This window comes from Nonomuraea sp. NPDC049624 (assembly GCF_040675255.1).
Classification (GTDB): domain Bacteria; phylum Actinomycetota; class Actinomycetes; order Streptosporangiales; family Streptosporangiaceae; genus Nonomuraea.
In genome coordinates this window covers 294,219-315,607 of the sequence record NZ_JBFAOR010000004.1, presented here as the reverse complement: position 1 = coordinate 315,607, position 21,389 = coordinate 294,219, and the positions used below count along the sequence as shown (strand labels likewise).

23 protein-coding genes are annotated in these 21,389 nt (G+C 72.4%); 8 read left to right on the top strand and 15 right to left on the bottom strand.

From position 1 onward, the window contains the following. Positions 1–38: 38 nt before the first annotated feature. Positions 39–953 (bottom strand): LLM class F420-dependent oxidoreductase, encoded by a 915-nt coding sequence (locus tag AB0J76_RS17845; protein WP_352326765.1) that lies wholly within the window; start codon positions 951–953, stop codon positions 39–41. 119 nt (positions 954–1,072) lie between these two features. Between AB0J76_RS17845 and AB0J76_RS17840 the strand changes: the two genes are divergently transcribed. From AB0J76_RS17840 to AB0J76_RS17825, 4 genes are read left to right on the top strand one after another with little or no spacing between them, the layout of a single operon-like run. Next, positions 1,073–2,077, top strand: a complete 1,005-nt coding sequence (locus tag AB0J76_RS17840) for a hypothetical protein (RefSeq protein WP_364389917.1) — start codon at positions 1,073–1,075, stop codon at positions 2,075–2,077. A gap of 38 nt (positions 2,078–2,115) precedes the next feature. Continuing rightward, the gene (locus tag AB0J76_RS17835; protein WP_352324059.1) at positions 2,116–3,234 is read left to right on the top strand and encodes a histidine kinase; all 1,119 of its coding nucleotides are present in this window, start codon (positions 2,116–2,118) and stop codon (positions 3,232–3,234) included. Beyond that, positions 3,231–4,331: a histidine kinase gene (locus AB0J76_RS17830; RefSeq protein ID WP_352324058.1), complete on the top strand. Its 1,101-nt coding sequence runs from the start codon at positions 3,231–3,233 to the stop codon at positions 4,329–4,331. The genes AB0J76_RS17835 and AB0J76_RS17830 overlap by 4 nt, the downstream gene beginning before the upstream one ends. Further along, positions 4,328–4,927 carry a response regulator transcription factor gene (locus AB0J76_RS17825; protein ID WP_125646369.1) on the top strand — a complete coding sequence of 200 codons (600 nt, stop codon included), beginning with the start codon at positions 4,328–4,330 and terminating at the stop codon, positions 4,925–4,927. The genes AB0J76_RS17830 and AB0J76_RS17825 overlap by 4 nt, the downstream gene beginning before the upstream one ends. A 107-nt stretch (positions 4,928–5,034) precedes the next feature. On the opposite strand, the gene AB0J76_RS17820 is transcribed toward AB0J76_RS17825, so the two are convergent. The 3 genes from AB0J76_RS17820 to AB0J76_RS17810 all read right to left on the bottom strand — a co-directional run bounded on the left by AB0J76_RS17820 (position 5,035) and on the right by AB0J76_RS17810 (position 7,987). Continuing rightward, on the bottom strand, positions 5,035–6,177 hold the full coding sequence (locus tag AB0J76_RS17820; protein WP_352324057.1) for a DUF418 domain-containing protein: 1,143 nt from the start codon (positions 6,175–6,177) through the stop codon (positions 5,035–5,037). 69 nt (positions 6,178–6,246) lie between these two features. Continuing rightward, a complete protein-coding gene (locus AB0J76_RS17815; protein WP_352324056.1) occupies positions 6,247–6,654 on the bottom strand; it encodes an STAS domain-containing protein in 408 nt (135 codons plus the stop codon). 82 nt (positions 6,655–6,736) lie between these two features. Further along, positions 6,737–7,987 (bottom strand): class I SAM-dependent RNA methyltransferase, encoded by a 1,251-nt coding sequence (locus AB0J76_RS17810; RefSeq protein WP_352324055.1) that lies wholly within the window; start codon positions 7,985–7,987, stop codon positions 6,737–6,739. Positions 7,988–8,087: 100 nt separating this feature from the next. On the opposite strand from AB0J76_RS17810, the gene AB0J76_RS17805 reads away from it, so the two are divergent. Beyond that, positions 8,088–9,725: an alpha/beta-hydrolase family protein gene (locus AB0J76_RS17805; RefSeq protein WP_352324054.1), complete on the top strand. Its 1,638-nt coding sequence runs from the start codon at positions 8,088–8,090 to the stop codon at positions 9,723–9,725. Here the strand turns inward: AB0J76_RS17805 and AB0J76_RS17800 are convergent. Further along, complete coding sequence (locus AB0J76_RS17800) at positions 9,712–11,757, bottom strand: APC family permease (protein WP_352324053.1); 2,046 nt, start codon at positions 11,755–11,757, stop codon at positions 9,712–9,714. The two genes, AB0J76_RS17805 and AB0J76_RS17800, sit on opposite strands and share 14 nt — an antisense overlap. A gap of 101 nt (positions 11,758–11,858) precedes the next feature. On the opposite strand from AB0J76_RS17800, the gene AB0J76_RS17795 reads away from it, so the two are divergent. From AB0J76_RS17795 to AB0J76_RS17785, 3 genes are read left to right on the top strand one after another with little or no spacing between them, the layout of a single operon-like run. Next, a complete protein-coding gene (locus AB0J76_RS17795; protein WP_352324052.1) occupies positions 11,859–12,524 on the top strand; it encodes a TrkA family potassium uptake protein in 666 nt (221 codons plus the stop codon). Beyond that, positions 12,524–13,183, top strand: a complete 660-nt coding sequence (locus AB0J76_RS17790; RefSeq protein ID WP_352324051.1) for a TrkA family potassium uptake protein — start codon at positions 12,524–12,526, stop codon at positions 13,181–13,183. The genes AB0J76_RS17795 and AB0J76_RS17790 overlap by 1 nt, the downstream gene beginning before the upstream one ends. A gap of 8 nt (positions 13,184–13,191) precedes the next feature. Then, positions 13,192–13,599 (top strand): TIGR03668 family PPOX class F420-dependent oxidoreductase, encoded by a 408-nt coding sequence (locus AB0J76_RS17785; protein WP_352324050.1) that lies wholly within the window; start codon positions 13,192–13,194, stop codon positions 13,597–13,599. Here AB0J76_RS17785 and AB0J76_RS17780 read toward each other — a convergent pair. The 10 genes from AB0J76_RS17780 to valS form a co-directional block, all read right to left on the bottom strand. Beyond that, the gene (locus AB0J76_RS17780; protein ID WP_352324049.1) at positions 13,565–14,047 is read right to left on the bottom strand and encodes an NUDIX domain-containing protein; all 483 of its coding nucleotides are present in this window, start codon (positions 14,045–14,047) and stop codon (positions 13,565–13,567) included. The genes AB0J76_RS17785 and AB0J76_RS17780 overlap by 35 nt on opposite strands. Positions 14,048–14,114: 67 nt before the next feature. Continuing rightward, a complete protein-coding gene (locus AB0J76_RS17775) occupies positions 14,115–14,462 on the bottom strand; it encodes a Uma2 family endonuclease (RefSeq protein WP_352324048.1) in 348 nt (115 codons plus the stop codon). Then, positions 14,459–14,650, bottom strand: coding sequence for a hypothetical protein (locus AB0J76_RS17770; RefSeq protein WP_352324047.1), 192 nt, complete (start codon positions 14,648–14,650; stop codon positions 14,459–14,461). Before AB0J76_RS17770 ends, AB0J76_RS17775 begins: the two co-directional genes overlap by 4 nt. Positions 14,651–14,674: 24 nt before the next feature. Next, positions 14,675–15,346: a DUF3159 domain-containing protein gene (locus AB0J76_RS17765; protein ID WP_352324046.1), complete on the bottom strand. Its 672-nt coding sequence runs from the start codon at positions 15,344–15,346 to the stop codon at positions 14,675–14,677. Positions 15,347–15,350: 4 nt separating this feature from the next. Next, a complete protein-coding gene (locus tag AB0J76_RS17760; protein ID WP_352324045.1) occupies positions 15,351–15,737 on the bottom strand; it encodes an OB-fold nucleic acid binding domain-containing protein in 387 nt (128 codons plus the stop codon). A gap of 102 nt (positions 15,738–15,839) precedes the next feature. Further along, positions 15,840–16,478 (bottom strand): DUF3710 domain-containing protein, encoded by a 639-nt coding sequence (locus tag AB0J76_RS17755; RefSeq protein ID WP_352324044.1) that lies wholly within the window; start codon positions 16,476–16,478, stop codon positions 15,840–15,842. 60 nt (positions 16,479–16,538) lie between these two features. Then, positions 16,539–16,979 carry a dUTP diphosphatase gene (dut, locus tag AB0J76_RS17750; protein WP_352324043.1) on the bottom strand — a complete coding sequence of 147 codons (441 nt, stop codon included), beginning with the start codon at positions 16,977–16,979 and terminating at the stop codon, positions 16,539–16,541. Then, positions 16,976–17,530: a PaaI family thioesterase gene (locus AB0J76_RS17745; RefSeq protein WP_352324042.1), complete on the bottom strand. Its 555-nt coding sequence runs from the start codon at positions 17,528–17,530 to the stop codon at positions 16,976–16,978. Before AB0J76_RS17745 ends, dut begins: the two co-directional genes overlap by 4 nt. A gap of 75 nt (positions 17,531–17,605) precedes the next feature. Beyond that, on the bottom strand, positions 17,606–18,769 hold the full coding sequence (locus AB0J76_RS17740; RefSeq protein ID WP_352324041.1) for an AI-2E family transporter: 1,164 nt from the start codon (positions 18,767–18,769) through the stop codon (positions 17,606–17,608). Positions 18,770–18,879: 110 nt separating this feature from the next. Next, positions 18,880–21,357: a valine--tRNA ligase gene (gene valS, locus AB0J76_RS17735; RefSeq protein WP_352324040.1), complete on the bottom strand. Its 2,478-nt coding sequence runs from the start codon at positions 21,355–21,357 to the stop codon at positions 18,880–18,882. Positions 21,358–21,389: the final 32 nt, after the last annotated feature.

Below are 21,389 nucleotides of genomic sequence, written 5' to 3'. Positions count from 1 at the left end.
CAAGTGTGCCGTAGCCGGACGAAGCACCGCCAACGGAATTACACGTGCGGCAACACCTCGGCGGCGATGAGCTCCAGGTGCTCCAGGTCCGCCAGGTCGAGGACCTGGAGGTAGACGCGCTCGGCCCCGAGCTTGGCGAAGGCGCCCAGCTTGGCCAGCACCTCCTCGGGGGTGCCGCACAGGCCGCCCTCGCGCAGCGCGCCCGGCTCCTGGCCGATGGCGGCGGCGCGCCGCTCGATCTCGGCCTCGTCGGCGCCCACGACGACGGTCTGCGCCGCCGACAGGATCAGGCCGCGGCCCGCCTCGTCGGCCGCCTCCCGGACCCGCGCGAACGCCTGCCCGGTGTCGGCCAGGGTGCGGAACGGCACGTTGTACTCGTCGGCGTACGCGGCCGCCAGCCGGGGCGTGCGCTTGGCGCCGAAGCCCCCGATGATCACCGGCGGCCGGGGCCGCTGGACCGGCTTGGGCAGCGCCGGTGAGTCGACCAGCCGGTAGTAGCGGCCCTCGAAGGAGTAGGAGTCCTTCGCCGTCCACAGGCCGGTGACGATCTCCAGCTGCTCCTCGAACCGGCCGAACCGCTCGCCGAGCGGGGGGAACGGGATGCCGTAGGCGGAGTGCTCCCCGTCGAACCAGCCGGTGCCGAAGCCCAGCTCGACCCGGCCGCCGCTCATCTGGTCGACCTGGGCCACGCTGATCGCCAGCGGGCCGGGCAGCCGGAAGGTGGCCGGCGTCACCAGCGTGCCGAGCCTGATCGTGGAGGTCTCCCTGGCCAGGGCGCCGAGCGTCACCCAGGCGTCGGTGGAGCCGGCGCCGGGGTCGCCGGGGCCGATGCGCTGGTAGTGGTCGGACCGGAAGAAGGCGTCGAACCCCAGGCGTTCCGCGGCCTGGGCGACGGCGAGCAGGTCGTCATAGGTGGCGCCCTGCTGGGGCTCGGTGAAGATCCGCAGCTTCATGAAGCTCATTATCCGCCCACATCGGACGGCGACCGGAAAAGCCCCACGCCGTCCGGCGAACGCTTGCTACCTTCACCAGCAACCGCTGAAAGTAGCCGATCGATCACGATGGGTGGCATATGTCGCGGAAAGCAAGAGAGTCCGGCACGCTCCCCCGCCCGCTGGCGGTGCTCGCCGCGTTCGTGCTCGCCGGAGCCACGGCCCTGGCGATCCGGATGTTGCCCGCGGGCGCCGAGCCCGCGCCGCCGGCCGGCGCCGCTCCCGTCCGCTTCGCGCCGCCGCCGCAGCGGCCGGCGGCGGTCCGGCAGCCGCCCGGTTCTTTCGTGGGGTTCGTCGACACCGCCCGCGACCCGGAGTTCGACCTGGCGGCCGAGTCGCGCGCCACCGGCGTCGCCCGGTACGCGCTCGGCCATCTCGTCGCCGACGGCGACGGCTGCCTCGTCCGGTGGGCCGGGCCGCCGCAGCCGGCGGACGCCCCGGATGCCGCCGGGCTCGGGCGGCTGCGGGCGGCGGGCGGCGACGCCTTCCCGGTGTTCGGCGGGCCCGGCGGGGACGACCCGGCCGTCACGTGCACCAGGCCGGGCGGTCTGGCCACCGCCTACCGCAAGGCGGTCGGCGCGTTCGGGGCGGCCGCGGCGGCGTTCGAGATCCGCGACGCCGCCGACCCTGCCGTCGCGCCGCGCAGGGCGCGGGCGCTGCGCGCCCTGCAAGGGGAACGGCCGCTGCGGGTCTTCTTCACCCTGCGCCTGACACCGGACGGGCTGGACGCGGCCGATCTGGCGGCGCTGCGCGCGACCCGGCGGGAGGGCGTCCGGGTGGACGCCGTCGAGCTGCTGGCCGAGATGGAACCGCGTACCGGGCCGCAGGGGCGGCTGCGCAGGCTGGGATCGGCCGTGCGGGCGGCGGCCGGGCAGCTCGCGCGGGCCTACGGCCTGGCCGACGAGGAGCAGGTGTGGGAGCGGCTCGCCCTGACCCCGGTGCTCGCCAGGGCCGGCGATCTGGACGAGCCGGAGGCCCGCAAACTGGCGGAGTACGCCGTCCGGCACGGGCTGGCCTGGTTGTCCCTGCGCGGCACATCCCCCAAACCGGAGATATCCCGCATTCTCTGGATGACACACTCCTGACATAGGATTTCTCCCGAATCCAGGGGGTGAGGGAGACGATGGCGAGCCGTGCCGAGAGCGCACGCAAGATCCTCATCCACTGGATGGACGTCATGGTCACCCTCCTGGGCCTGGTGTTCGTCACCCTCGTCATCGTCTACGCCACGCGCGGCCTGATGGGCCTGCCGCAGGCGCTGCTCGCGATCGCCTGCCTGGCGGGCCAGTTCGCGCTGTTCCCCTCCGTGCTGCGGGCCGCCTTCGACGACCGGCCGCGGCCAACGGCGAAGCTGCTGGTGTCCGGGGCGTGCGCGGCCGGCTCGGTGCTGCTGCTGCCGCACGACGAGATCGCGAGCACGGCCACCTGGCTGGAGACCGGCGTCCTGTGGGTGTCGGTGGCCGCGTTCTACCTGCCGCTGTGGGCCACGGCCTGCCTGGGCGCCACCGTGACCGTCCTGGTCAGCGCGTACGTCGTGGCGATCACCGACCGGTCCTGGGCCGGCACGCTGATCCCCGAGGCGGCCAGTTGCGCGCTCATGGTCGCGGCCATGCTGCTGTGGCGCTGGCTGTGGTGGACGATCAGGGACGCCAGCGACGGCCAGGAGGCCAAGGCGCGCCTGGCCATCGCCGAGGAGCGCCTGCGCTTCGCCCGCGACCTGCACGACCTGCTCGGCCGCAGCCTGTCGGTGATCACGCTGAAGAGCGAGCTGGCGGCCAAGCTCGCGGCCAAGGACCAGGCCAGGGCCCTCGCCGAGATGGACGAGGTGCGCGATCTGGCCCGCGACTCGCTGGCCGAGGTGCAACTGGCCGTGGACGGCTACCACACGCTCGACCTGGACACCGAGCTGGCCGGCGTACGGGCGGCGCTGGAGGCGGCCGGCGCCCGCTGCCTGATCGAGACCAGGGCCGGCGACCTGTCCCCCGCCGGGCGTGCGCTGCTGGCGTGGGTCGTGCGCGAGGGCGGCACGAACGTGCTCAAGCACAGCTCGGCCACCACCTGCGCGATCACGATCGAGGGCGGCGTGCTGGAGATGCGCAACGACGGCGTCAAAGATCTCTCCGCGGCGCCGGGCAGCGGCCTGCGCGGCCTGTCGGAGCGCCTGACCACGGCGGGCGGCTCGCTCTCGGCCGCCCCGACGCCCACCGGCGAGTTCCTGCTGCGCGCGGCGGTGCCCGCGTGAGGCGGCCGACCCGGCTGGACAAGGTCCGCTGGCTGATCGTCTACTCCACCGACATCATCCTGCTGGTGTCCGCGACCGGCTTCTACAACCTGTACCTCCTCGGGCAGAGCGTCGACCTGCCCGGGCAGGTGTTCGTGGCCGCCGGCGTGCTGCTGCTGGTCTTCATGGCGCTGGCCACGCGGCCGTTCCGGATCGCCGTGCGCGGCGGCCCCCGCCCGACGGCGCTGCTGGCCGTGTCCGGGGTGCTCGCCGTGGTCCTCGCGGCCGGCACGATCCTGTACACCGTGCCGGTGTGGCTGGCGATGCTGGCCCCCTTCGTCCGCCGCCGGACGATCGTCACGTTGTCGGCCGGCTGGATCGCCGTCCTGGTCGTCGTCCTCGCGCTGACCATGGGCCTGCCCGTGGAGATGGTGTCGGCGGTCGCGGTGCTGGCCGTGTTCACCGGGATCGGCGTGGGGGGCGTGCTGGCGAACCTGTGGTTGTGGCGGGTGGCCAAGGAGGCGCACGAAGGGCAGGAGGCCAGGTCCAGGCTGGCGGTCTCGGAGGAACGGCTGCGCTTCGCCCGCGACCTCAACGACCTGCTCGGGCAGAGCCTCGCCGACGTCTCGGCCAGGACCGCCCGCGCCGCCGAGTCGCTGCCCGGCGACCCGGCCGCCGCCGAGCGGGCCATGTTCGAGGTGCGCGACCTGGCCAGGCGGTCGCTGCGCGAGGTGCGGGCCGTGGTGCAGAACTACCGGGCGCTCGACCTGGACGAGGTGTTGGCCGGCGTCCGGGCGGTGCTGGAGGCGGCCGAGGTCCGCTGCACGGTACGGGCCGACACCACGGCGCTGGCCCCGGAGGCGCGCACCCTGCTGGCCACCGTCGTCCGCGAGGGCGCCACCAACGTGCTCAAGCACAGCACGGCCGAACGCTGCACGATCACGATCGAGAACGGGGTCCTGGAGATGTCCAACGACGGGGTGAGCGGCCCGGTGGGCGAGCACGCGGCCAACGGGCTGGCGGGCCTGGCCCAGCGGGTCGGCGCGGCGGGCGGCGTGTTGCGGGCCGAGCCGACGTCCGACGGCGGCTACCTGCTGCGCGCGGCGGTGCCGGCATGACCACCCGCGTGCTGCTCGCCGACGACGAGCACCTGATCCGCGGCGCCATCGCCGCGCTGCTCGACCTGGAGGACGGCATCGAGGTCGTGGCCCAGGTGGGCCGGGGCGACGAGGTCGTGGACGCGGTCGCCGAACACCGCCCCGACGTGGCCGTGCTGGACATCGAGATGCCCGGCATGGACGGCCTGAGCGCCGCCGAGCGGATCAGCGCGCAGTGCAAGATCGTCATCCTGACCAGCCTGGGCCGCCCCGGCTACCTGCGCAGGGCGATGGCCGCCGGCGTGAGCGGCTTCCTGGGCAAGGACGCCTCCGCCGAGGAGCTGGCGATGGCGATCCGCAAGGTCATGGCCGGCGGCCGCTACCTGGACGCCGAGCTGGCCGCCGCCGCGATGGCCGCCGGCGACAGCCCGCTGACCGAACGGGAGCGCGACGCGCTGCGCCTGGCGGGCGACGGGGCGACGATCTCCAGGATCGCCGGCGAGCTGCACCTGACCGAGGGCACCGTGCGCAACTACCTGTCCAGCGCCATGACCAAGCTCAACGCCCAGAACCGGCTGGAGGCGATCCGCACCGCCCAGCGCATGGGCTGGCTCTGACCCCAGCGCTGGTCGCCTCAGCGCTGGTCACCCCAGCCCCGGTCACCTCACCCCCGGTGACCTCAGCCCCGGTGACCTCAGCGCCGGTGACCTCAGCGCCGGTGACCTCAGCGCCACTGGGTGATCCGGCGCAGCACGTACTCCACCGGGCCGTGGCGGTGGGTGCGCAGCCAAAGTGCGCTCGCCCACACGAGCACGGTGTAGATCACCAGGGCGACGCCCATCACCGCGATCGGTGACAGGCGGCCCGCGAGTGCGAGCCCGTACCCGGTGAAGACCAGGGCGATGAGCAGCGACTGACCGACGTAGTTGGAGGCGGCCACCCGTCCCGGCGCGGCCAGGACGCGGGCCGCCGCCGGGAAGCGCCCGATCAGCCGGAGCAGGGTGGCGACGTAGGCGGCGGCCAGCAGGATCGAGGTGAGCGTGTTGACCGCGCCGCCGATCAGCTCGACCGCGCCGGTCCGGCCGGACGTCCAGGCGTACAGCAGGCCGCCGGGCAGGCCGACGCCGAAGCCGGCCCACTGGACGCGGGCCAGCAGGCGGGGCCGGCGCCCGAGTCCCTCCAGCAGCCTGGACTTGCCGGCCGCGAGCCCGAACAGGAACATGGCCAGCGCGGTCGGCCCCTGGAAGAGCCAGATCATGGCCACGAGCGGCGGATAGAGCTCGGTCTGCATCGTCAGGAAGTCCAGCGGCCCGCCGCTGGCCAGGGCCAGCACGCGGGCGGCCGCCGCCGGGTCGGCCGCGGCGGGCTGCCCGGCGGCCGGGTCGAGGGTGGACAGCCAGGCCAGGGCCAGCCAGAACAGGGTCAGCGCGCCGATGATCGAGGAGCCGGCGATGACGGCCGTCCTCGGTCTGAGCCCGCGCAGGGCCAGCAGGACCAGGCCGAGCACGGCGTACAGGGTGAGGATGTCACCGATCCACAGCAGCAGGCCGTGCGCCAGCCCGATGACGAACAGCGCCAGGCAGCGGCGCAACGTCCTGGCCCGCACGCTCGCCCCCGCCCGCTCGGCCGCCCGCATCTGCAACGTGAAGGAGTACCCGAACAGGAACGAGAAGATGATGTAGAACTTCGTCAGCACGAACGCCGTGATGGCCAGAGCCACGGGCCCGTCGGGGATCGGCATGGCGCCCGACAGCGCGTACCCCGGGTCGGCCAGGAAGCCGATGTTCGCGACCAGGATGCCCGCCAGCGCGAACCCGCGTACGGCGTCGATCTCCTGCACGCGTCCGGCGAGGGTGGTTTGCGTCATGCCCCGACGCTAGGGACGCCTCCCCGCGCGGCGCGTCCGTCCTTGGTCTGGACGGGCGTGACCAAAGACTCAGCCGGGCGGATCGGCCGCGGCGGCGGCCACGGCGGCCTCGGCGGTGGGGTAGACCGGCAGGTGCGCGTCGACCCCGGTGATCTCCAGCAGCCGGGCGGGGGCGCCCTGCGGGGCCGCGAGGTAGATCCGGGCGTCGTGCGCGCGGGCCTCCTGGTGGCAGGCGAGCAGGGCGTGCAGCCCCGAGCTGTCCATGAACGTCATCGCGCTCAGGTCGAACACCACGTGATCGGCCGGACGCGCCCTGGCCTGCCGGACGTGCTCCCGTAATCGCGCGTGGTTGGTGGCGTCGAGCTCACCGCACACCTCGATCACGGTCACGCCGGGCAGGTGCCGATGGCTCATCGTCAGCGGCGTCATCGGCGGCCTGTCCGATCCTGGGCGGCCCGCGCCTCCGGAGGCGACCATGGATGCACGATAGACAGCTTCACCCGCCCGAGGTTCCGGCAAACCGTCACGATGAGGTCACGCCTTGCCCGGGCGGCGGCAGTCAGCGCTTCACCAGCAGCGCCACGCACTCGACGTGGTGGGTCATCGGGAAGGCGTCGAAGGCGCGCAGGTCGGTCAGTTCGTAGCCCAGCTCGCCCAGCCACTTGAGGTCTCTGGCCAGCGTCGCCGGGTCGCAGGAGACGTAGACGATGCGCAGCGCCTCCAGCCCCGCCACGCGCTCCACCACCTCGCGCCCGAGGCCCGACCGCGGCGGGTCGACCACGACGAGGTCGGCGCGCTCGATCTGGAACCGGTCGAGCGCCTCCTCGACCCGGCCGCGCTCGACCCTGGCCTGCGGCAGGTCGCGCAGGTTGGCGCGGGCGTCGCGGACGGCCGCCGCGTCGGACTCCAGCCCGAACACCGCGCCCTCGGGCCCGACCGCCTCGGCCAGCCCGGCCGCGAACAGGCCGACCCCGCAGTAGAGGTCGAGCGCCCACTCCCCCGGCTCGGGCGCGGCGTAGGCCAGCACCGCGTCGAGCAGCGTCTCGGCCGCCCCCGGGTGGATCTGCCAGAAGCCGCTGCCCGCGACCCGGAACTCGCGGTCGCCCACATGCTCGTGCAGCACGCCGGAGCCGCGGCGCGGCACCGTGCGGCCCTTGCCCTGGTCGAGCAGGATCGAGGCGGGCGCGTCGAGCTCGGGCACGCTCACGCTGCGCCGCGGGCGCGGCGAGACCACCACGGCACGGTCGCCGCCGGCGGAGGCGATGACCTCGATGCCGGCCGCGCCGGGCCACGCGTGGTCTTCGGCGGCGACCGCCTCGACCTCGGGGTGGGCGATCAGGCAGGCGTCGACGACCTCGATCTCGTGCGAGCGGTGCCGGCGGAAGCCCAGCTCGCCGGCGGGCGTGGCGGCGAACTGCACGCGGGTACGCCAGCCGAGCCCGTCCTTGGCGCCGGGCACCTCTTCCACGACGACCTCGCGCTCGATGCCCGCCAGCCGGTGCAGCTGCTCGGTCACGACCTGGGCCTTGAGCCGGCGCTGCGCCTCCAGCGTGGCGTGCTGCCAGTCGCAGCCGCCGCAGCGGCCGGGGCCGGCGTACGGGCAGGGCGGGACGACGCGGTCGGGCGAGGGCTCCAGGATCTCCACGGCGTCGGCGCGCAGGAACCGGCTGGTCTCCTCGGTCACGTCGGCGATCACCCGCTCGCCGGGCAGCGCGTGCCGGACGAAGACCACCCGCCCTTCATGGCGTGCCACACACCAGCCGCCATGCGCGACCGGACCGACCGTCAGCTCCAGAGATGCCTGTTCCACACCCCCACCCTATGGTGAGCCGCCACGGGCGACGTCCGCGCGCCCTGCCTCGTGCCCCGCATGCCCACTTTCCGGACTTGAGTCATTACTGTGGGTGACGATGGACAGAAGTCGGGTGGTGCGCCGGCGGCTCGGATTCGGGGGCACGCTGCTGGCCGTGCTGTTCGCCTGCGCCTCGCTGACGCCCTCGCTGCTGCCGCGCACGTGGCTGTTCCAGGGCGTGATGGGCGCGGTCACCGGCATCCTCGGCTACGGCGTGGGGGCCACGGCGGGCGCGCTGGGGCGGGCGGCGATCCCGTACCGGCTGCCGGAGCGGGGGCGGCGGGCCGCCTGGCAGATCATGATCGGCGGCTGCTCGGGGCTGACCGTCGTGGCGCTCTGGTACAGCATCGACTGGCAGCGGGACGTGCGGGCGCTCATGGGCATGGACGTCCGGATCAACTGGTTCCCGCCGGTGATCCTGGCGGTGGCGGTCACGCTCTTCGCGCTGTGCCTGCTGCTGGCCCGGCTCGTCCGGCTGGCCGGGCGCAGGCTGATCGACTGGCTCGACCGGTACGTCCCCGCCTACGTGGGCCACATCGCCGGCGTGCTGATCGTCGCCTCCGTGGTCGCGGTGTTCGCCGACGACGTGTTGTTCTCGGGGTTCCTCAACACGATGAGCGACATCTCCTCGGTCACCAACGAGGGCACCCATCCGGGCGTGCGCAGGCCGGGCTCGGCCAAGGTCTCCGGCGGGCCGGGGTCGCTGGTGGCCTGGGACTCCCTGGGCCGCGAGGGCCGCCGCTTCACCGGCACCGCCTCCACGGTCTCCGAGCTGACCGCCTTCTCCGGCCGGCCGGCGACCGAGCCCATCCGCGTGTACGTCGGACTCGGCGCCACCTCCTCGCCCCGGCAGCAGGCCGCGGTGGCCGTACGGGAGCTGGAACGGACGGGCGGCTTCGGCCGTCCGGTGCTCGCGGTGCTCGGCACCACCGGCACCGGCTGGGTCGACCAGCACATCGCCGACTCGCTGGAGTTCATGTACAACGGCGACACCGCCATGGTCGCGGTGCAGTACTCCTACCTGCCGAGCTGGGTGTCGTTCCTGGCCGACCGGCACAAGGCGGCGGCCGCCGGGCGGGCCCTGTTCGAGGCGGTGCGCGCCAGGTGGGACCGGCTCCCGCCCGGCCACCGGCCCCGGCTGCTGGTCGCCGGCGAGAGCCTGGGCTCCTACGAGCTGGAGAACTCCTTCCGCGACCTGACCGACCTGGTCGCCCGGACCGACGGCGCGCTGTTCGTCGGCCCGCCCAACGCCAACCACATCTGGAACCACCTCACCACCCACCGGGACCCCGGCACCCCCGTCTGGCGGCCGGTCTACCAGGGCGGCAGGACGGCCCGCTTCGCCCAGCACCCGGCCGACCTGTGGCGTCCGCGGAGCCCGTGGCAGCCGCCGCGCGTGGTCTACCTGCAGAACGCCACCGACCCGGTCGTGTGGTGGTCGCCCACGCTGATATACCACCGGCCGGCCTGGCTGGAGGGCCCTCGGGGGCCCGGGGTGAACCCGCAGATGAACTGGTTCCCGCTGGTGACGTTCTGGCAGGTGCTGGTGGACATGACGGCGGCGATGTCCGTGCCGCCCGGCCACGGCCACCGCTACGGCGCCAACATCGTGGACGGGTGGGCCGCCGTCGCCGCGCCGCGGGGCTGGACGGCGTCCGACACCTGGCGGCTGCGGGCGCTGGTCAGCGCGCCTTGATCTGCCCCTCGTCCTTGACGGTCTGGTGCCAGGGACGGCGCACCGCGCCCGGCGCGTACGGCTCGGGCCGGCCCTTGAGCCGGTCGGAGGAGTGGAGCTGCCAGGGCACGCTGGTCACCATGACGCCCGGCTTGAACAGCAGCCTGGCCTTCAGCCGCAGCGCGCTCTGGTTGTGCAGCAGGTGCTCCCACCAGTGGCCGACGACGTACTCGGGGATGAAGACGGTGACCACGTCCCGCGGCGAGCGGCGGCGCAGGCTCTTGACGTAGTCGAGGATGGGCTGGGTGATCTCGCGGTAGGGCGAGTCGAGCATCTTGAGCGGCACCGGGATGCCGCGCCGCTCCCACTCCTCCTGCAGCTGGCGCGCCTCCTCGCCCTCGACGCCGACCGTGATCGCCTCTAGGGAGGACGGGCGGGTGGCGCGGGCGTAGGCGAGCGCCCGCATGGTCGGCTTGTGGATCTTGGAGACCAGCACGATCGCGTGGTTGCGGGCCGGCAGCATGGCGGGCTCGTACTCGTCGGTGATCTCCAGCTCGGCCGCGACCTTGTCGTAGTGGCGGCGGATGCCCTTCATCATGAGGAACAGCACCGGCATCGCGATGACCACGATCCACGCCCCGACCAGGAACTTGGTCAGCAGCACGACGATCAGCACCAGGCCGGTCATGATGGCGCCGAAGAAGTTGATCACGCGCGAGCGGTGCATCTGGTGGCGGACCTGGCGGTCGGTCTCCGTCCTCAGGTGACGGGTCCAGTGGATGACCATGCCGGTCTGGCTGAGCGTGAAGGAGACGAACACGCCGACGATGTAGAGGTTGAGCAGGCGGCTGACGTCGGCCTGGAAGCCCCACAACAGCAGGCAGGCGCCGAGGGCCAGGATGATGATGCCGTTGGAGAAGGCCAGCCGGTCGCCGCGGGTGTGGAGCTGGCGCGGCAGGTAACGGTCCTGGGCGAGGATCGAGCCGAGCACGGGGAAGCCGTTGAAGGCGGTGTTCGCGGCCAGGAACAGGATGAGCGCGGTCACCGCGGAGATCACCACGAACGGCAGCGAGCCGCCGCCGAACACCGCGTCGGCCACCTGCGAGATGATCGGCTGCTGGTAGTAGCCCTCGCCGACCGGGGTGCCGTCGGGCCTGAGCAGGTCGTGGGCGACGACGCTCGGCTCGGCCACCCGCACGCCGGAGGCCAGCCCCAGCGCGATGATGCCGCCGAACATGGTGATGGCGATCAGGCCCATCATGAGCAGGGTCGTGGCGGCGTTCTTGCTCTTGGGCTTGCGGAAGGCGGGCACGCCGTTGCTGATGGCCTCGACGCCGGTCAGCGCGGCGCAGCCGGAGGAGAAGGCGCGCAGGATCAGGAAGGCGGCGGCGAAGGAGGCCAGGTTCGTCTGCTCGGGCCGGATGGTGAACCCGGCGCTGGGCGCGTGCAGCTCGTCGCCGAACACCAGCAGCCGGATGCCGCCCCAGGCGACCAGGCCGATCACCGCGAACATGAAGGCGTACGTGGGGACGGCGAAGGCCGCGCCGGACTCGCGGATGCCGCGCAGGTTGACCACCGTGAGCAGGATCACGATGATGATGGCGATCGCGGGCCGGTGCTCGGCCACGAACGGGATGGTCGCGCCGACGTAGTCGACGCCGTTGGCCACCGACACGGCGACGGTCAGCACGTAGTCGACCATGAGGGCGCTGGCGACGGTGAGCCCCGCGTTCTTGCCCAGGTTGGTGGTGGCCACCTCGTAGTCGCCGCCGCCGCTCGGATAGGCGTGCACGTTCTGCCGATACGACGCCACGACTGTGAGCATCACCACCACGACGGCGACGGCGATCCACGGGCTGTAGGAATAGAACGAGACGCCGGCCAGCGACAGGATGACCAAAATCTCCTGCGGGGCGTAGGCCACCGAGGACAGCGCGTCACTGGCGAAGACCGGCAGGGCGATGCGTTTGGGCAGGAGTTGCTCGTGGAGCTGCCCGCTTCGCAGGGCACGTCCCACGAGCACGCGTTTGACAAGATCCGTTACCTTCGCCACGTAACGAGATGCTAGCCGCATGCCGATGCCCTAAACGCGGCGCTCCCCCATCGGGCCATACTGGTGTCGAGCAACCGGCCGACCGCGAAGTGCGGGGGAGTATGCATATTGTGATCATGGGATGCGGCAGGGTCGGTTCGACCCTCGCCCACATCCTCGAGGACAGCGGCCATTCCGTCGCCATCATCGACCGTGACCCGCAGGCGTTCCGCCGCCTGCGCGCGGGGTTCCGGGGGCGGCGGGTGACCGGCGTCGGCTTCGATCGCGACGTGCTCACCGAGGCCGGCATCGAGTCGGCGGCCGCCTACGTCGCCGTCTCCAGCGGCGACAACTCCAACATCATCTCCGCGCGCGTGGCCCGCGAGACGTTCGGCGTCGACAACGTCGTCGCCCGCATCTACGACCCCCGGCGGGCCGAGGTCTACCAGCGTCTGGGCATCCCCACGGTGGCCACCGTCCGCTGGACGGCCGACCAGATCCTGCGCCGCATCCTCCCCGAGGGCGCCGAGCCGCTGTGGCGCGACCCCACGGGCACGGTCGTGCTGGCCGAGGTGGCCGCCAACCAGGCCTGGATCGCCACCCGCGTCGTCGACCTGGAGAGCCGGGCCGGCGCCCGCGTGGCCTTCATCAACCGGATGGGCGAGGCCCTGACCATCACGGACGAGACCGTGGTGCAGGAGGGCGACCTGCTCCACGTCATCGCGGCCGAGAACGACATGGACCGGATCAACAAGGTGCTCGCCGCGGCGCCGGAACAGGACGACTGATGCGCATCGCCATCGCCGGCGCGGGCGCCGTGGGCCGTTCCATCGCCTCCGAGCTGCTGGAGAACGGCCACGAGGTGCTGCTCATCGACGTCGACCCGCGCGCGATCAAGATCGACAGCGTGCCGCGCGCCGAGTGGCTGCTCGCCGACGCGTGCGAGATCGCCTCGCTCGACGAGGCCGGGCTCGGCAACTGCCACGTCGTGGTGGCCTCCTCCGGCGACGACAAGGTCAACCTCGTGGTGTCGCTGCTGGCCAAGACCGAGTACGGCGTGCCGCGCGTGGTGGCCCGCATCAACCACCCCAACAACGAGTGGCTGTTCAACGAGTCGTGGGGCGTCGACGTCGCCGTCTCGACGCCGCGGCTGCTGAGCGCGCTGGTGGAGGAGGCGGTCAGCGTCGGCGACCTGGTGCGGCTGATGACGTTCCGCCAGGGCCAGGCCAACCTCGTCGAGCTGACGCTGGCCGAGGACGCCCCGGTGGTGGGCCAGCGCGCCGGCTCGGTGCCGTGGCCGGTCGACTCCGCGCTGGTGGCGATCCTGCGCGAGGGCCGGGTGCTGGTGCCCACCGCCGACGACCCCCTGGAGGCGGGCGACGAGCTGCTGTTCGTGGCCAGCCAGGAGGTCGAGGAGGAGCTGGCCCACCTGCTCTCGCAGCGCTGAGCCCGGTCATGGACGCCGGCCGCGCCCGGTCGCTGTTCGAGGGCGCCCGCGTCGCCCGCCTGGCGACAGCCGACGCGGCCGGGGTGCCGCGCGTGGTGCCCGTCACCTTCGCCGTCCTGGGCGACGACGTGGTCACCGCCGTCGACCACAAGCCGAAGAGCACGTACGACCTGGCGCGGCTGCGCGACATCCGGGCGAACCCGCGAGTCAGCCTGCTCGCCGACCACTACGAGGACGACTGGGCCAGGCTGTGGTGGGCGCGCGCCGACGGCACGGCGACCGTTTGCGAGGGCGGCCACGACGCCGCCCTGCGGGCGCTGGCCGACAAGTACGACCAGTACCGCCGGCGGCCGCCCGAAGGGCCGGTGATCGTGGTCGCGGTCAGTCGGTGGTCGGGGTGGGCGTACTCGGGATGAGCAGGTCGCGGTGGGCGCCCTGCAGGCCCTCGGGCAGGTCGTCGGCGGTGACCCAGCGGGCTTCGAGGATCTCCAGCGGGTCGATCCTGAGCGTGCCGCCGACGAGCCGGGCCTCGTAGGCCACCTCGGCCCGCAGCCCGAACCCGCTGCGCACGCGCAGCAGCCGGCCGGTGCGCACGCGCAGGCCGGTCTCTTCGAACACCTCGCGCTCGACGGTGCCCTCGAAGGTCTCGTCCCGCCTGGCGAACCCGGTGGGGAAGCCCCACTGCCGCCCTTCCTGCCACAGACGGTGACGCAGCACGAGCACCCGGCCGTCGGGGTCGCGTACGAGGCCGGTGACGCCGACCATGAAGGTGGCATGGGTCAGCCACAACACCCGCCAGCGGACCCGCCCGCCCAGCGCCTTCCACACCCGCGCGACCACCCAGCCCACCGCATTCCCCTTCATCCCCCCCAGACTCCCACGCCCACGAACCTCTCACTCCCCGCGTCCGGGCATCATGGCGGGCCGAGGGTCAGAGGCGGTGGATCCGGCTCAGGTCGACGTCGAGGTCGAAGGGGACGGTCAGCTTGAGCCTGTCGTGGTGGATGCCGGTGAGCGCGTAGGCGCGGGTGGCGGGGTCACGCTCGTGGACGTGGACGACGGGCTCGCCGTCGTCCTCGACCCGCCAGAAGTGCGGAATCCCGGCCGCGGCATAAAGAGCCGCCTTACGCTCCCCGGACTCCGCCGGGACGACCTCGGCGACCAGCAGCAGATCCTGGGCGCGGTAGAAGGTCTCGCCGCCGTCGTCGCGCACCGCCGCCGCTCTGACCACGCTGACGTCCGGCTGCGGGCGCTGGCGGGCGTCCAGGATGACGCTCATCCCCGCCGCACCCGGAACTCCGAGGGGACGGCCCGCCGGAGGCCCTCGACGAGCAGATCGACCACGGTCGAGCGGAAGGACGACTGAGGGCCCGCGAGGACCAGCCTTCCGTCGATCAGCTCCGTACGCGCGGGCAGGTCAGGCAGACGATCGAGGTCTTCCGCGACGAGACCCCCAGGCGGCGGCACGACCCGCCCGTCCTCCGGCACGGGTCAGGCCGGGGCGACCGGGGGCTTGATGGGGGTGCGGCCGCGGCCGAGCAGCCACAACATCGCGGCCAGGGCCGCCACCTGCAGGGGCCACCCCATCACGATCTTGGCGAAGCCGAGCGCGGCCACCGCCTCGTCGCCGCCGCCGAACAGGTAGACCGGGCCCTGCACGGCCACCCGCACCACGCACGGCACCATGAGCAGCCAGGTCAGCCGCGTGCAGAGCCGGACGACGCCCGCGTCTTTGTGCCAGCCCACCGGGTCGTTGGTGACCGAGCCGATGAGGAACCCGACGACCGGCCAGCGGGTGACGATGGACAACAACATGCCCACCGAGTACGCGCCGTTCCACAGGATGCCGGGCAGGAAGTAGTCTTTCGCGTTGCCGGTGCGGCTGGCGAAGAAGGCGCCGATCGCGATGCCGATCAGGCTGTTGATCACGAACTGCGGCGTGGACCGCTGGACCACCCTGACCAGCAGGAGCACCACCGAGAGCGAGATGCTGACGATGAGCGACGTCTTCAGGTCTTCGGTGACGATCCACGAGACCGTGAAGGCGATCGTCGGCACCGCGGCCTCGATGATGCCGCGGACGCCGCCGAAGGCCTTGGCGAGCTGGGCTCGCACCGCCGCCTCGACGGTCTCGTGCGCGGCCTCTTCCGCCTCAGCACTCACCTGATCAACTCCCTGGGCGCAGTTCGTATCGCGGATTGAACATCACCTTGCGCCCGTCCTGCATGCTGACCAGGCCCTCGGCCTTGACCGTGCGGCCCGGCTCGATGCCGACGATCTTGCGGCGGCCGAGCCACACCAGGTCGATCACGTCGGACCCGTCGTACAGCTCGGCCTCCAGGGCGGGGGCGCCGCCCCTCGGGCGCAATGTCACCGTACGTAGCGTACCCGCTACACAGAACCTGCGGCGCCCGCCACACGACACGATGGGCGTCGCGCCGACCTCGTCGGCGTCTTCCCGCAGTTCCTGGGCCTCGATCTCCGACTGGGTCGTGGCCAGCCGGCTGAAGAAGCCGCGCAATCCCCCGCGTTTCGGAGGCTCTGCCGTACTCATGATGGTTCAGCCTATGTGATGGTAAGCCGTCAGCGAATAGCCGATGGGGGGTCTTGGGAATGTCGCCGGGCTGGGCCGGGCGGGGGCCCGGAGATGTAACGCTCAGCGGGTCTCGCTGATTTCCGGGCCGCGCTTGAAGGGGCTGAACGCCGGGCGTTCGTCCTGCTCGACGGCCTGCCGCTCGTGCGGACGGCTCAGCGTGATGGGCTCCTCGCGGGCCATCGGCTCGTCGCCGCGCACGACCACGACGTCCTTGACGAAGTCGAGGAACGCCCCGGAGACGCGCTCGTCGAGGGCGCCGGGGCCGGTGATGGCGGCCAGGAGGAACCAGCGCGGCCCGTCGATGCCGATGTAGCGGGCCGCCCGGCTGCCGCCTTCCATGGCGACCTCGCCGGCCAGCTCGACGCCGAACGGGCCCTCCCGCTCCTGCAGGGTCTTGGCCTGGGCGACGATCTTGGTCCTGACGTCGTCCCACAGGCCGCCCGAGCGCGGCGCGGCCAGGGCCTGCAGCTGCAGCGAGCTGTCCTCGTACAGGACGACGACACCGACGTGCTGGTCGCCGAGCGAGGCCAGGCGCACGTCGAAGTCGGGGTTGTGCGGCAGCCGCAGGCCGCCGAGGTCGATCCTGTCCGTGTCGGGGTGGGGCTCGTCGGCGTCCCACGGGCCGGACTCGCGGGTGGGGGCCTGGGACTCCTGCTCGGCCACCGTTTCCGGCTGCTCACGACGACGACGTCGGAACACGCTTCCTCACTCTCCCTGTTCGCGGGGCCGGAGCCCCAGGCTTGCTTCGGGCCGGCCGCTTCAGCGGCCCGTCGATCCGAATCCGTTGGCGCCGCGCACCGAGCCGGGCAGGCGTTCGACCTCGTAGAAGGCCGCGCGTTCGACCCGCTGGACCACGAGCTGGGCCACCCGGTCGCCGCGCTGGAGGCGGAACGGCTCCTTGGCGTCGGTGTTGATCAGCGTCACCTTGATCTCACCCCGGTAGCCCGCGTCGACGGTGCCGGGGGCGTTGACGAGCGTGACGCCGTGGCGGGCCGCCAGGCCGGAGCGCGGGTGCACGAACGCGGCGTAGCCGTCGGGCAGCGCGATCGCCACGCCGGTGCCGACCACGGCCCGCTCGCCGGGCAGCAGCTCGACGTCCTCGGCCGCGTAGAGGTCGGCGCCGGCGTCGCCCGGGTGGGCGTAGGACGGCACCGGCAGCCCGGTGTCGAGCCGCTGGATGAGGACCTCCACGTCGCTCACGGGTTCACCTCGAAGTCCTGGTGTTCGGCGGCGATGGCCGCAAGGTCGCCGTGCTCAGCGAAGTGTTCCATGCTCACCTCGATGAACAGCGCCGCCGCGCGGACGGCGACCGGTCCGTCGGGAGCGCCCACGCGCCCCTCAGCCTCAAGGTACGCCTTCCTGCCCGTGATCCCGTTGCACCAGGCGCGCAGGTGGAGTGTCGTGCCCACGGGAACGGGGAGAAGGTAGTCGGTCTCCAGCCGGGCCGTCACGTAGGGCTTGTGGAACAGGTAGACCGACATCCCGATGACCTCGTCCATCGCGGCGGCCAGCACGCCGCCGTGGGCGAGCATCGGCGCGCCCTGGTGGGCCTCCCCCACGGTGAACTCGGCCTCGACCGTGACGCCGTCGGGTGTGGCGGCCTTCAGGTGCAGGCCGGTCGGGTGGTCGCCGCCGCAGCCGAAGCAGCGGCTGTAGTGGGAGCCGAGGGAGCTGCCCGGCGCCGGGGCGCCGGGATGGGCCGCGGGCGCCGAGGCGTCCGGCGGCGGGGTGGTGAGGGAGGAACGCGTCACGGGTGACGAGGTTACTCGCTGCGGCCCCTGGACTCGCCCTCGACACCGGATCGGAACCACCGGGGCCGCCCCACGTCACCCCGTCGCGGCGACCGCGCCCCCGGACGGCGGCTCACCGGCGGGAGGGGCGCCTCCCGCCGGCGGTTCCTCCGCCGGTGGCCCGTGGTGGGGCGGTGGCGGCAGGGCGGGCGGTTTGTGGCGCAGCTCCGGCAGTGCCCGGTAGATCACCGCCGCGACCGGCACGGCCACGGCCGCTCCCGCGATGCCCGCCAGGATGCCGCCGACCGACAGCACCAGGATGATCGCCAGCGGGTGGAAGTTGAGCGCCCTGCCCACGATCAGCGGCTGGAGCACGTGGTTCTCCAGCTGCTGCTCGACGATGAGGATGCCGAGGAAGATCAGCGCGTAGACCAGGCCCTTGGCGCCGAGGGTGACGAGGGTGGCGACGGTGCCGGCGAAGAAGATGCCGACGATGGGGATGAAGCTGGCGAAGAAGATCAGCACCGCCAGCGGCGCCCACAGCGGCACCCCCATGCCGGCCAGCACGATGCCCATGATGAGCCCGTGCACGGCGGCCACGGCCACGGTGCCCTGGACGTAGTGGGAGAGCGTGGTCCAGGCCGCCCGGCCCGCCCGGTCGACCCGCGGCGACATCGAGCCGAAGGCGCGCAGGAACCACGACCAGATGCGGTCGCCGTCCTTGAGCAGGAAGAACGTCACGAACAGCAGCAGCACGATGGACGCGAGCACCTCGATCGCGACGGCGCTGGCCGACAACACCGTGCCGGTGATGGCGGTGCGCTGGGTGTTGACCATCGTGGCGAGCTCGTCGACGTAGCCGGTGATCTGGGCCTGCTTCAGGTGCAGCGGGCCGGTGATCAGCCACTCCTGGACCGAACGCGCGGTGGCCTGCACCTGCGTGACCAGGTTGGGGAACTCCTCGCTGGCCCGCGCCCCGACCAGCCAGCCGGTGCCGGCCAGGACGGCCAGCGCGACCAGCATGGTCAGCCAGGTGGCGTAGATGGGCCGCAGGCCCGCCCGCCGCAGGCTCTTGGTCAGCGGGAACAGCAGCGCGGTCAGCAGCAGCGCGATGGCCACGGGCAGCGCCACGAAGGTGAGCCGGGCGATCGCCAGGACGAAGAAGTAGACGACCACGCCGACGAGGATCAGGCACCCGCACCATGCGGCCATCTTGGCCAGCACGGGCGGTACGAGTGTGGTGGGGCGGTCGGTCTGCACGTGTTCAAGACTGGCACGTCCGGGCCCGGGATGCGCACCGATAAAACGCCGGGATGCCGGACGGGCGGTGAGGGAGGCGTCCCCCACCGCACGTGCCGGACGGTCGTGTCTCAGCCCAGGTGCACCTCGACGGTCAGCACGTCGCCGCCGTCGAGGACGAACTCCTCGACGACTCCCGCCGCGCACAGGTCGTCCTGGGCCTGGCGGACGAGGTCGGCCTCGGGCCCCGTGACGGTCAGCCTGGACACCTCGGCCCGCATCGACACCTTGGCCTCCGACTTGGCCTTGCGCACCCGCCGCAGCACCTCCGAGGCCACGGTCAGCACCGCCGGGTCGCCCGGGCCGCGCTCGGGAGCCGGCCAGGCGGCGCGGTGCACCGAGCCCTCACGCCACCAGGACCACACTTCCTCGGTCACGAACGGCAGCACCGGCGCGAACAGCCGCAGCAGCACGTCGAGGGCCTGCCGCAGCGCCGCGTGCGCCGAGGCGGCGCCCGGCCCCGACTCGTACGCCCGCGCCTTGACCAGCTCCAGGTAGTCGTCGCAGAAGGACCAGAAGAACCGCTCGACGGCCTCCAGCGCGCGGGTGTGGTCGTAGGACTCGAACGCCTGCGTGGCCTCGCGGGCCATGTCGGACAGGGCGGCGAGCATCGACAGGTCGACCGGCTCGGTGACCTCGCCGTCGCTGCCGGCCAGCCCGAGCACGAACTTCGAGGCGTTGAGGATCTTGATCGCCAGCCGCCGCCCGATCTTGAGCTGGCCCACGTCGAACGTGGTGTCCACGCCGTAGCGCCCGTTGGCGGCCCAGTAGCGGACGGCGTCGGAGCCGTGCTGCTCCAGCAGGTCGAGCGGGGTGACCACGTTGCCCTTGGACTTGGACATCTTCTTGCGGTCGGGGTCGAGGATCCAGCCGGAGATCGCCACGTCGGTCCACGGCAGCGCGTCGGACTCCAGGTGGGAGCGGACCACCGTGGAGAACAGCCAGGTGCGGATGATCTCGTGCGCCTGCGGCCGCAGGTCGTAGGGGGACACGCGCCGGTAGAGGTCGTCGTCGCTCGCCCAGCGGCCGGCGATCTGCGGCGTCAGGGACGAGGTCGCCCAGGTGTCCATGACGTCGGGGTCGGCCATGAACCCGCCGGGCACCCCCCGCTGCTCCTCGCTGTATCCGGGCGGCACGTCGGAGGACGGGTCGATCGGCAGCGACTCCTCGGCCGGCAGGATCGGCGCGTCGTGGACCGGGTTGCCGGCCTCGTCCAGCGGATACCACACCGGGAACGGCACGCCGAAGAAGCGCTGGCGGGAGATCAGCCAGTCGCTGGTCAGGCCCTCGACCCAGTTGTCGTAGCGCACCCGCATGTGCGGCGGGTGCCAGGCCAGCTCGCTGCCGCGCTCCAGCAGCCGGTCGCGCAGCGCCTGCTCGCGCCCGCCGTTGCGGATGTACCACTGGCGGGTGGTGACGATCTCCAGCGGCTTGTCGCCGCGCTCGTAGAACTTCACCGGCCGCCGCACCGGACGCGGGTCGCCGTCGAGGTCGCCGGACTCGCGCAGCAGCTCGACGATGCGTTCGCGCGCGCTGTGGACGGTCTTGCCGGCCAGCTCCTTGTACGGCTCCGGCTCCACGCCGTCGGGCGGCTCGGGCAGCAGCCGGCCGTCCCAGCCGATGACCGGCCGGGTGGGCAGGTGCAGCTCACGCCACCAGGTGACGTCGGTGACGTCGCCGAACGTGCAGATCATCGCGATGCCGGACCCCTTGTCGGGCTCGGCCAGGTGGTGGGCCAGGATCGGCACCTCGACGCCGAACAGCGGCGTGAGCGCGGACGTGCCGAACAGCGGCTTGTAGCGCTCGTCGTCGGGGTGGGCGACCAGCGCGACGCAGGCCGGGATCAGCTCGGGCCTGGTCGTCTCGATCCAGATCGGGCCGCGCTCGCCGTAGAAGGAGATGCGGTGGAAGGCGCCGGGCCACTCGCGGTCCTCCAGCTCGGCCTGGGCCACCGCGGTGCGGTAGGTGACGTCCCACAGCGTGGGCGCCTCGGCGAGGTAGGCCTCGCCGCGGCGCAGGTTGCGCAGGAACGCCCGCTGGGAGACGGCCTGCGACTCGTCGCTGATCGTGGTGTAGAGCAGGTCCCAGTCGACCGACAGGCCGACCCGGCGCCAGACCTCCTCGAACGCCTTCTCGTCGATGGCGGTGAGCTGGTGACACAGCTCGACGAAGTTGCGCCGCGAAATGGAGATCTCACGTTTGCCCGGCTTGTCCGGTGGAACGAAGTCAGGATCGTACGGCAGCGACGGATCGCAGCGCACCCCGTAGACGTTCTGCACCCGCCGTTCGGTAGGCAGGCCGTTGTCGTCCCAGCCGATGGGGTAGAACACCGACTTGCCGATCATCCGCTGGTAGCGGGCCATGATGTCGCTGTGGGTGTAGGAGAAGACATGACCGACGTGGAGGGAGCCGGACACGGTCGGTGGCGGCGTGTCGATGGAGTAGACCTGCTCGCGCGGCTTGGACCGGTCGAAGCGGTAGGTGCCCTCCTCCTGCCAGCGAGCTACCCATACCTGCTCCAAGCCGTCGAGGGTCGGCTTTTCCGGCATGGATGCATGGCGTAGTCGCTGTTGAGTCATGC

Coding starts and splice junctions, on each gene's coding strand:
- AB0J76_RS17845 (WP_352326765.1), bottom strand. CDS start 953: ATGAAGCTGCGGATCTTCACCGAGCCCCAGCAGGGCGCCACCTATGAC.
- AB0J76_RS17840 (WP_364389917.1), top strand. CDS start 1,073: ATGTCGCGGAAAGCAAGAGAGTCCGGCACGCTCCCCCGCCCGCTGGCG.
- AB0J76_RS17835 (WP_352324059.1), top strand. CDS start 2,116: ATGGCGAGCCGTGCCGAGAGCGCACGCAAGATCCTCATCCACTGGATG.
- AB0J76_RS17825 (WP_125646369.1), top strand. CDS start 4,328: ATGACCACCCGCGTGCTGCTCGCCGACGACGAGCACCTGATCCGCGGC.
- AB0J76_RS17820 (WP_352324057.1), bottom strand. CDS start 6,177: ATGACGCAAACCACCCTCGCCGGACGCGTGCAGGAGATCGACGCCGTA.
- AB0J76_RS17815 (WP_352324056.1), bottom strand. CDS start 6,654: ATGGTCGCCTCCGGAGGCGCGGGCCGCCCAGGATCGGACAGGCCGCCG.
- AB0J76_RS17805 (WP_352324054.1), top strand. CDS start 8,088: ATGGACAGAAGTCGGGTGGTGCGCCGGCGGCTCGGATTCGGGGGCACG.
- AB0J76_RS17795 (WP_352324052.1), top strand. CDS start 11,859: ATGCATATTGTGATCATGGGATGCGGCAGGGTCGGTTCGACCCTCGCC.
- AB0J76_RS17790 (WP_352324051.1), top strand. CDS start 12,524: ATGCGCATCGCCATCGCCGGCGCGGGCGCCGTGGGCCGTTCCATCGCC.
- AB0J76_RS17785 (WP_352324050.1), top strand. CDS start 13,192: ATGGACGCCGGCCGCGCCCGGTCGCTGTTCGAGGGCGCCCGCGTCGCC.
- AB0J76_RS17780 (WP_352324049.1), bottom strand. CDS start 14,047: ATGAAGGGGAATGCGGTGGGCTGGGTGGTCGCGCGGGTGTGGAAGGCG.
- AB0J76_RS17775 (WP_352324048.1), bottom strand. CDS start 14,462: ATGAGCGTCATCCTGGACGCCCGCCAGCGCCCGCAGCCGGACGTCAGC.
- AB0J76_RS17760 (WP_352324045.1), bottom strand. CDS start 15,737: ATGAGTACGGCAGAGCCTCCGAAACGCGGGGGATTGCGCGGCTTCTTC.
- valS (WP_352324040.1), bottom strand. CDS start 21,357: ATGCCGGAAAAGCCGACCCTCGACGGCTTGGAGCAGGTATGGGTAGCT.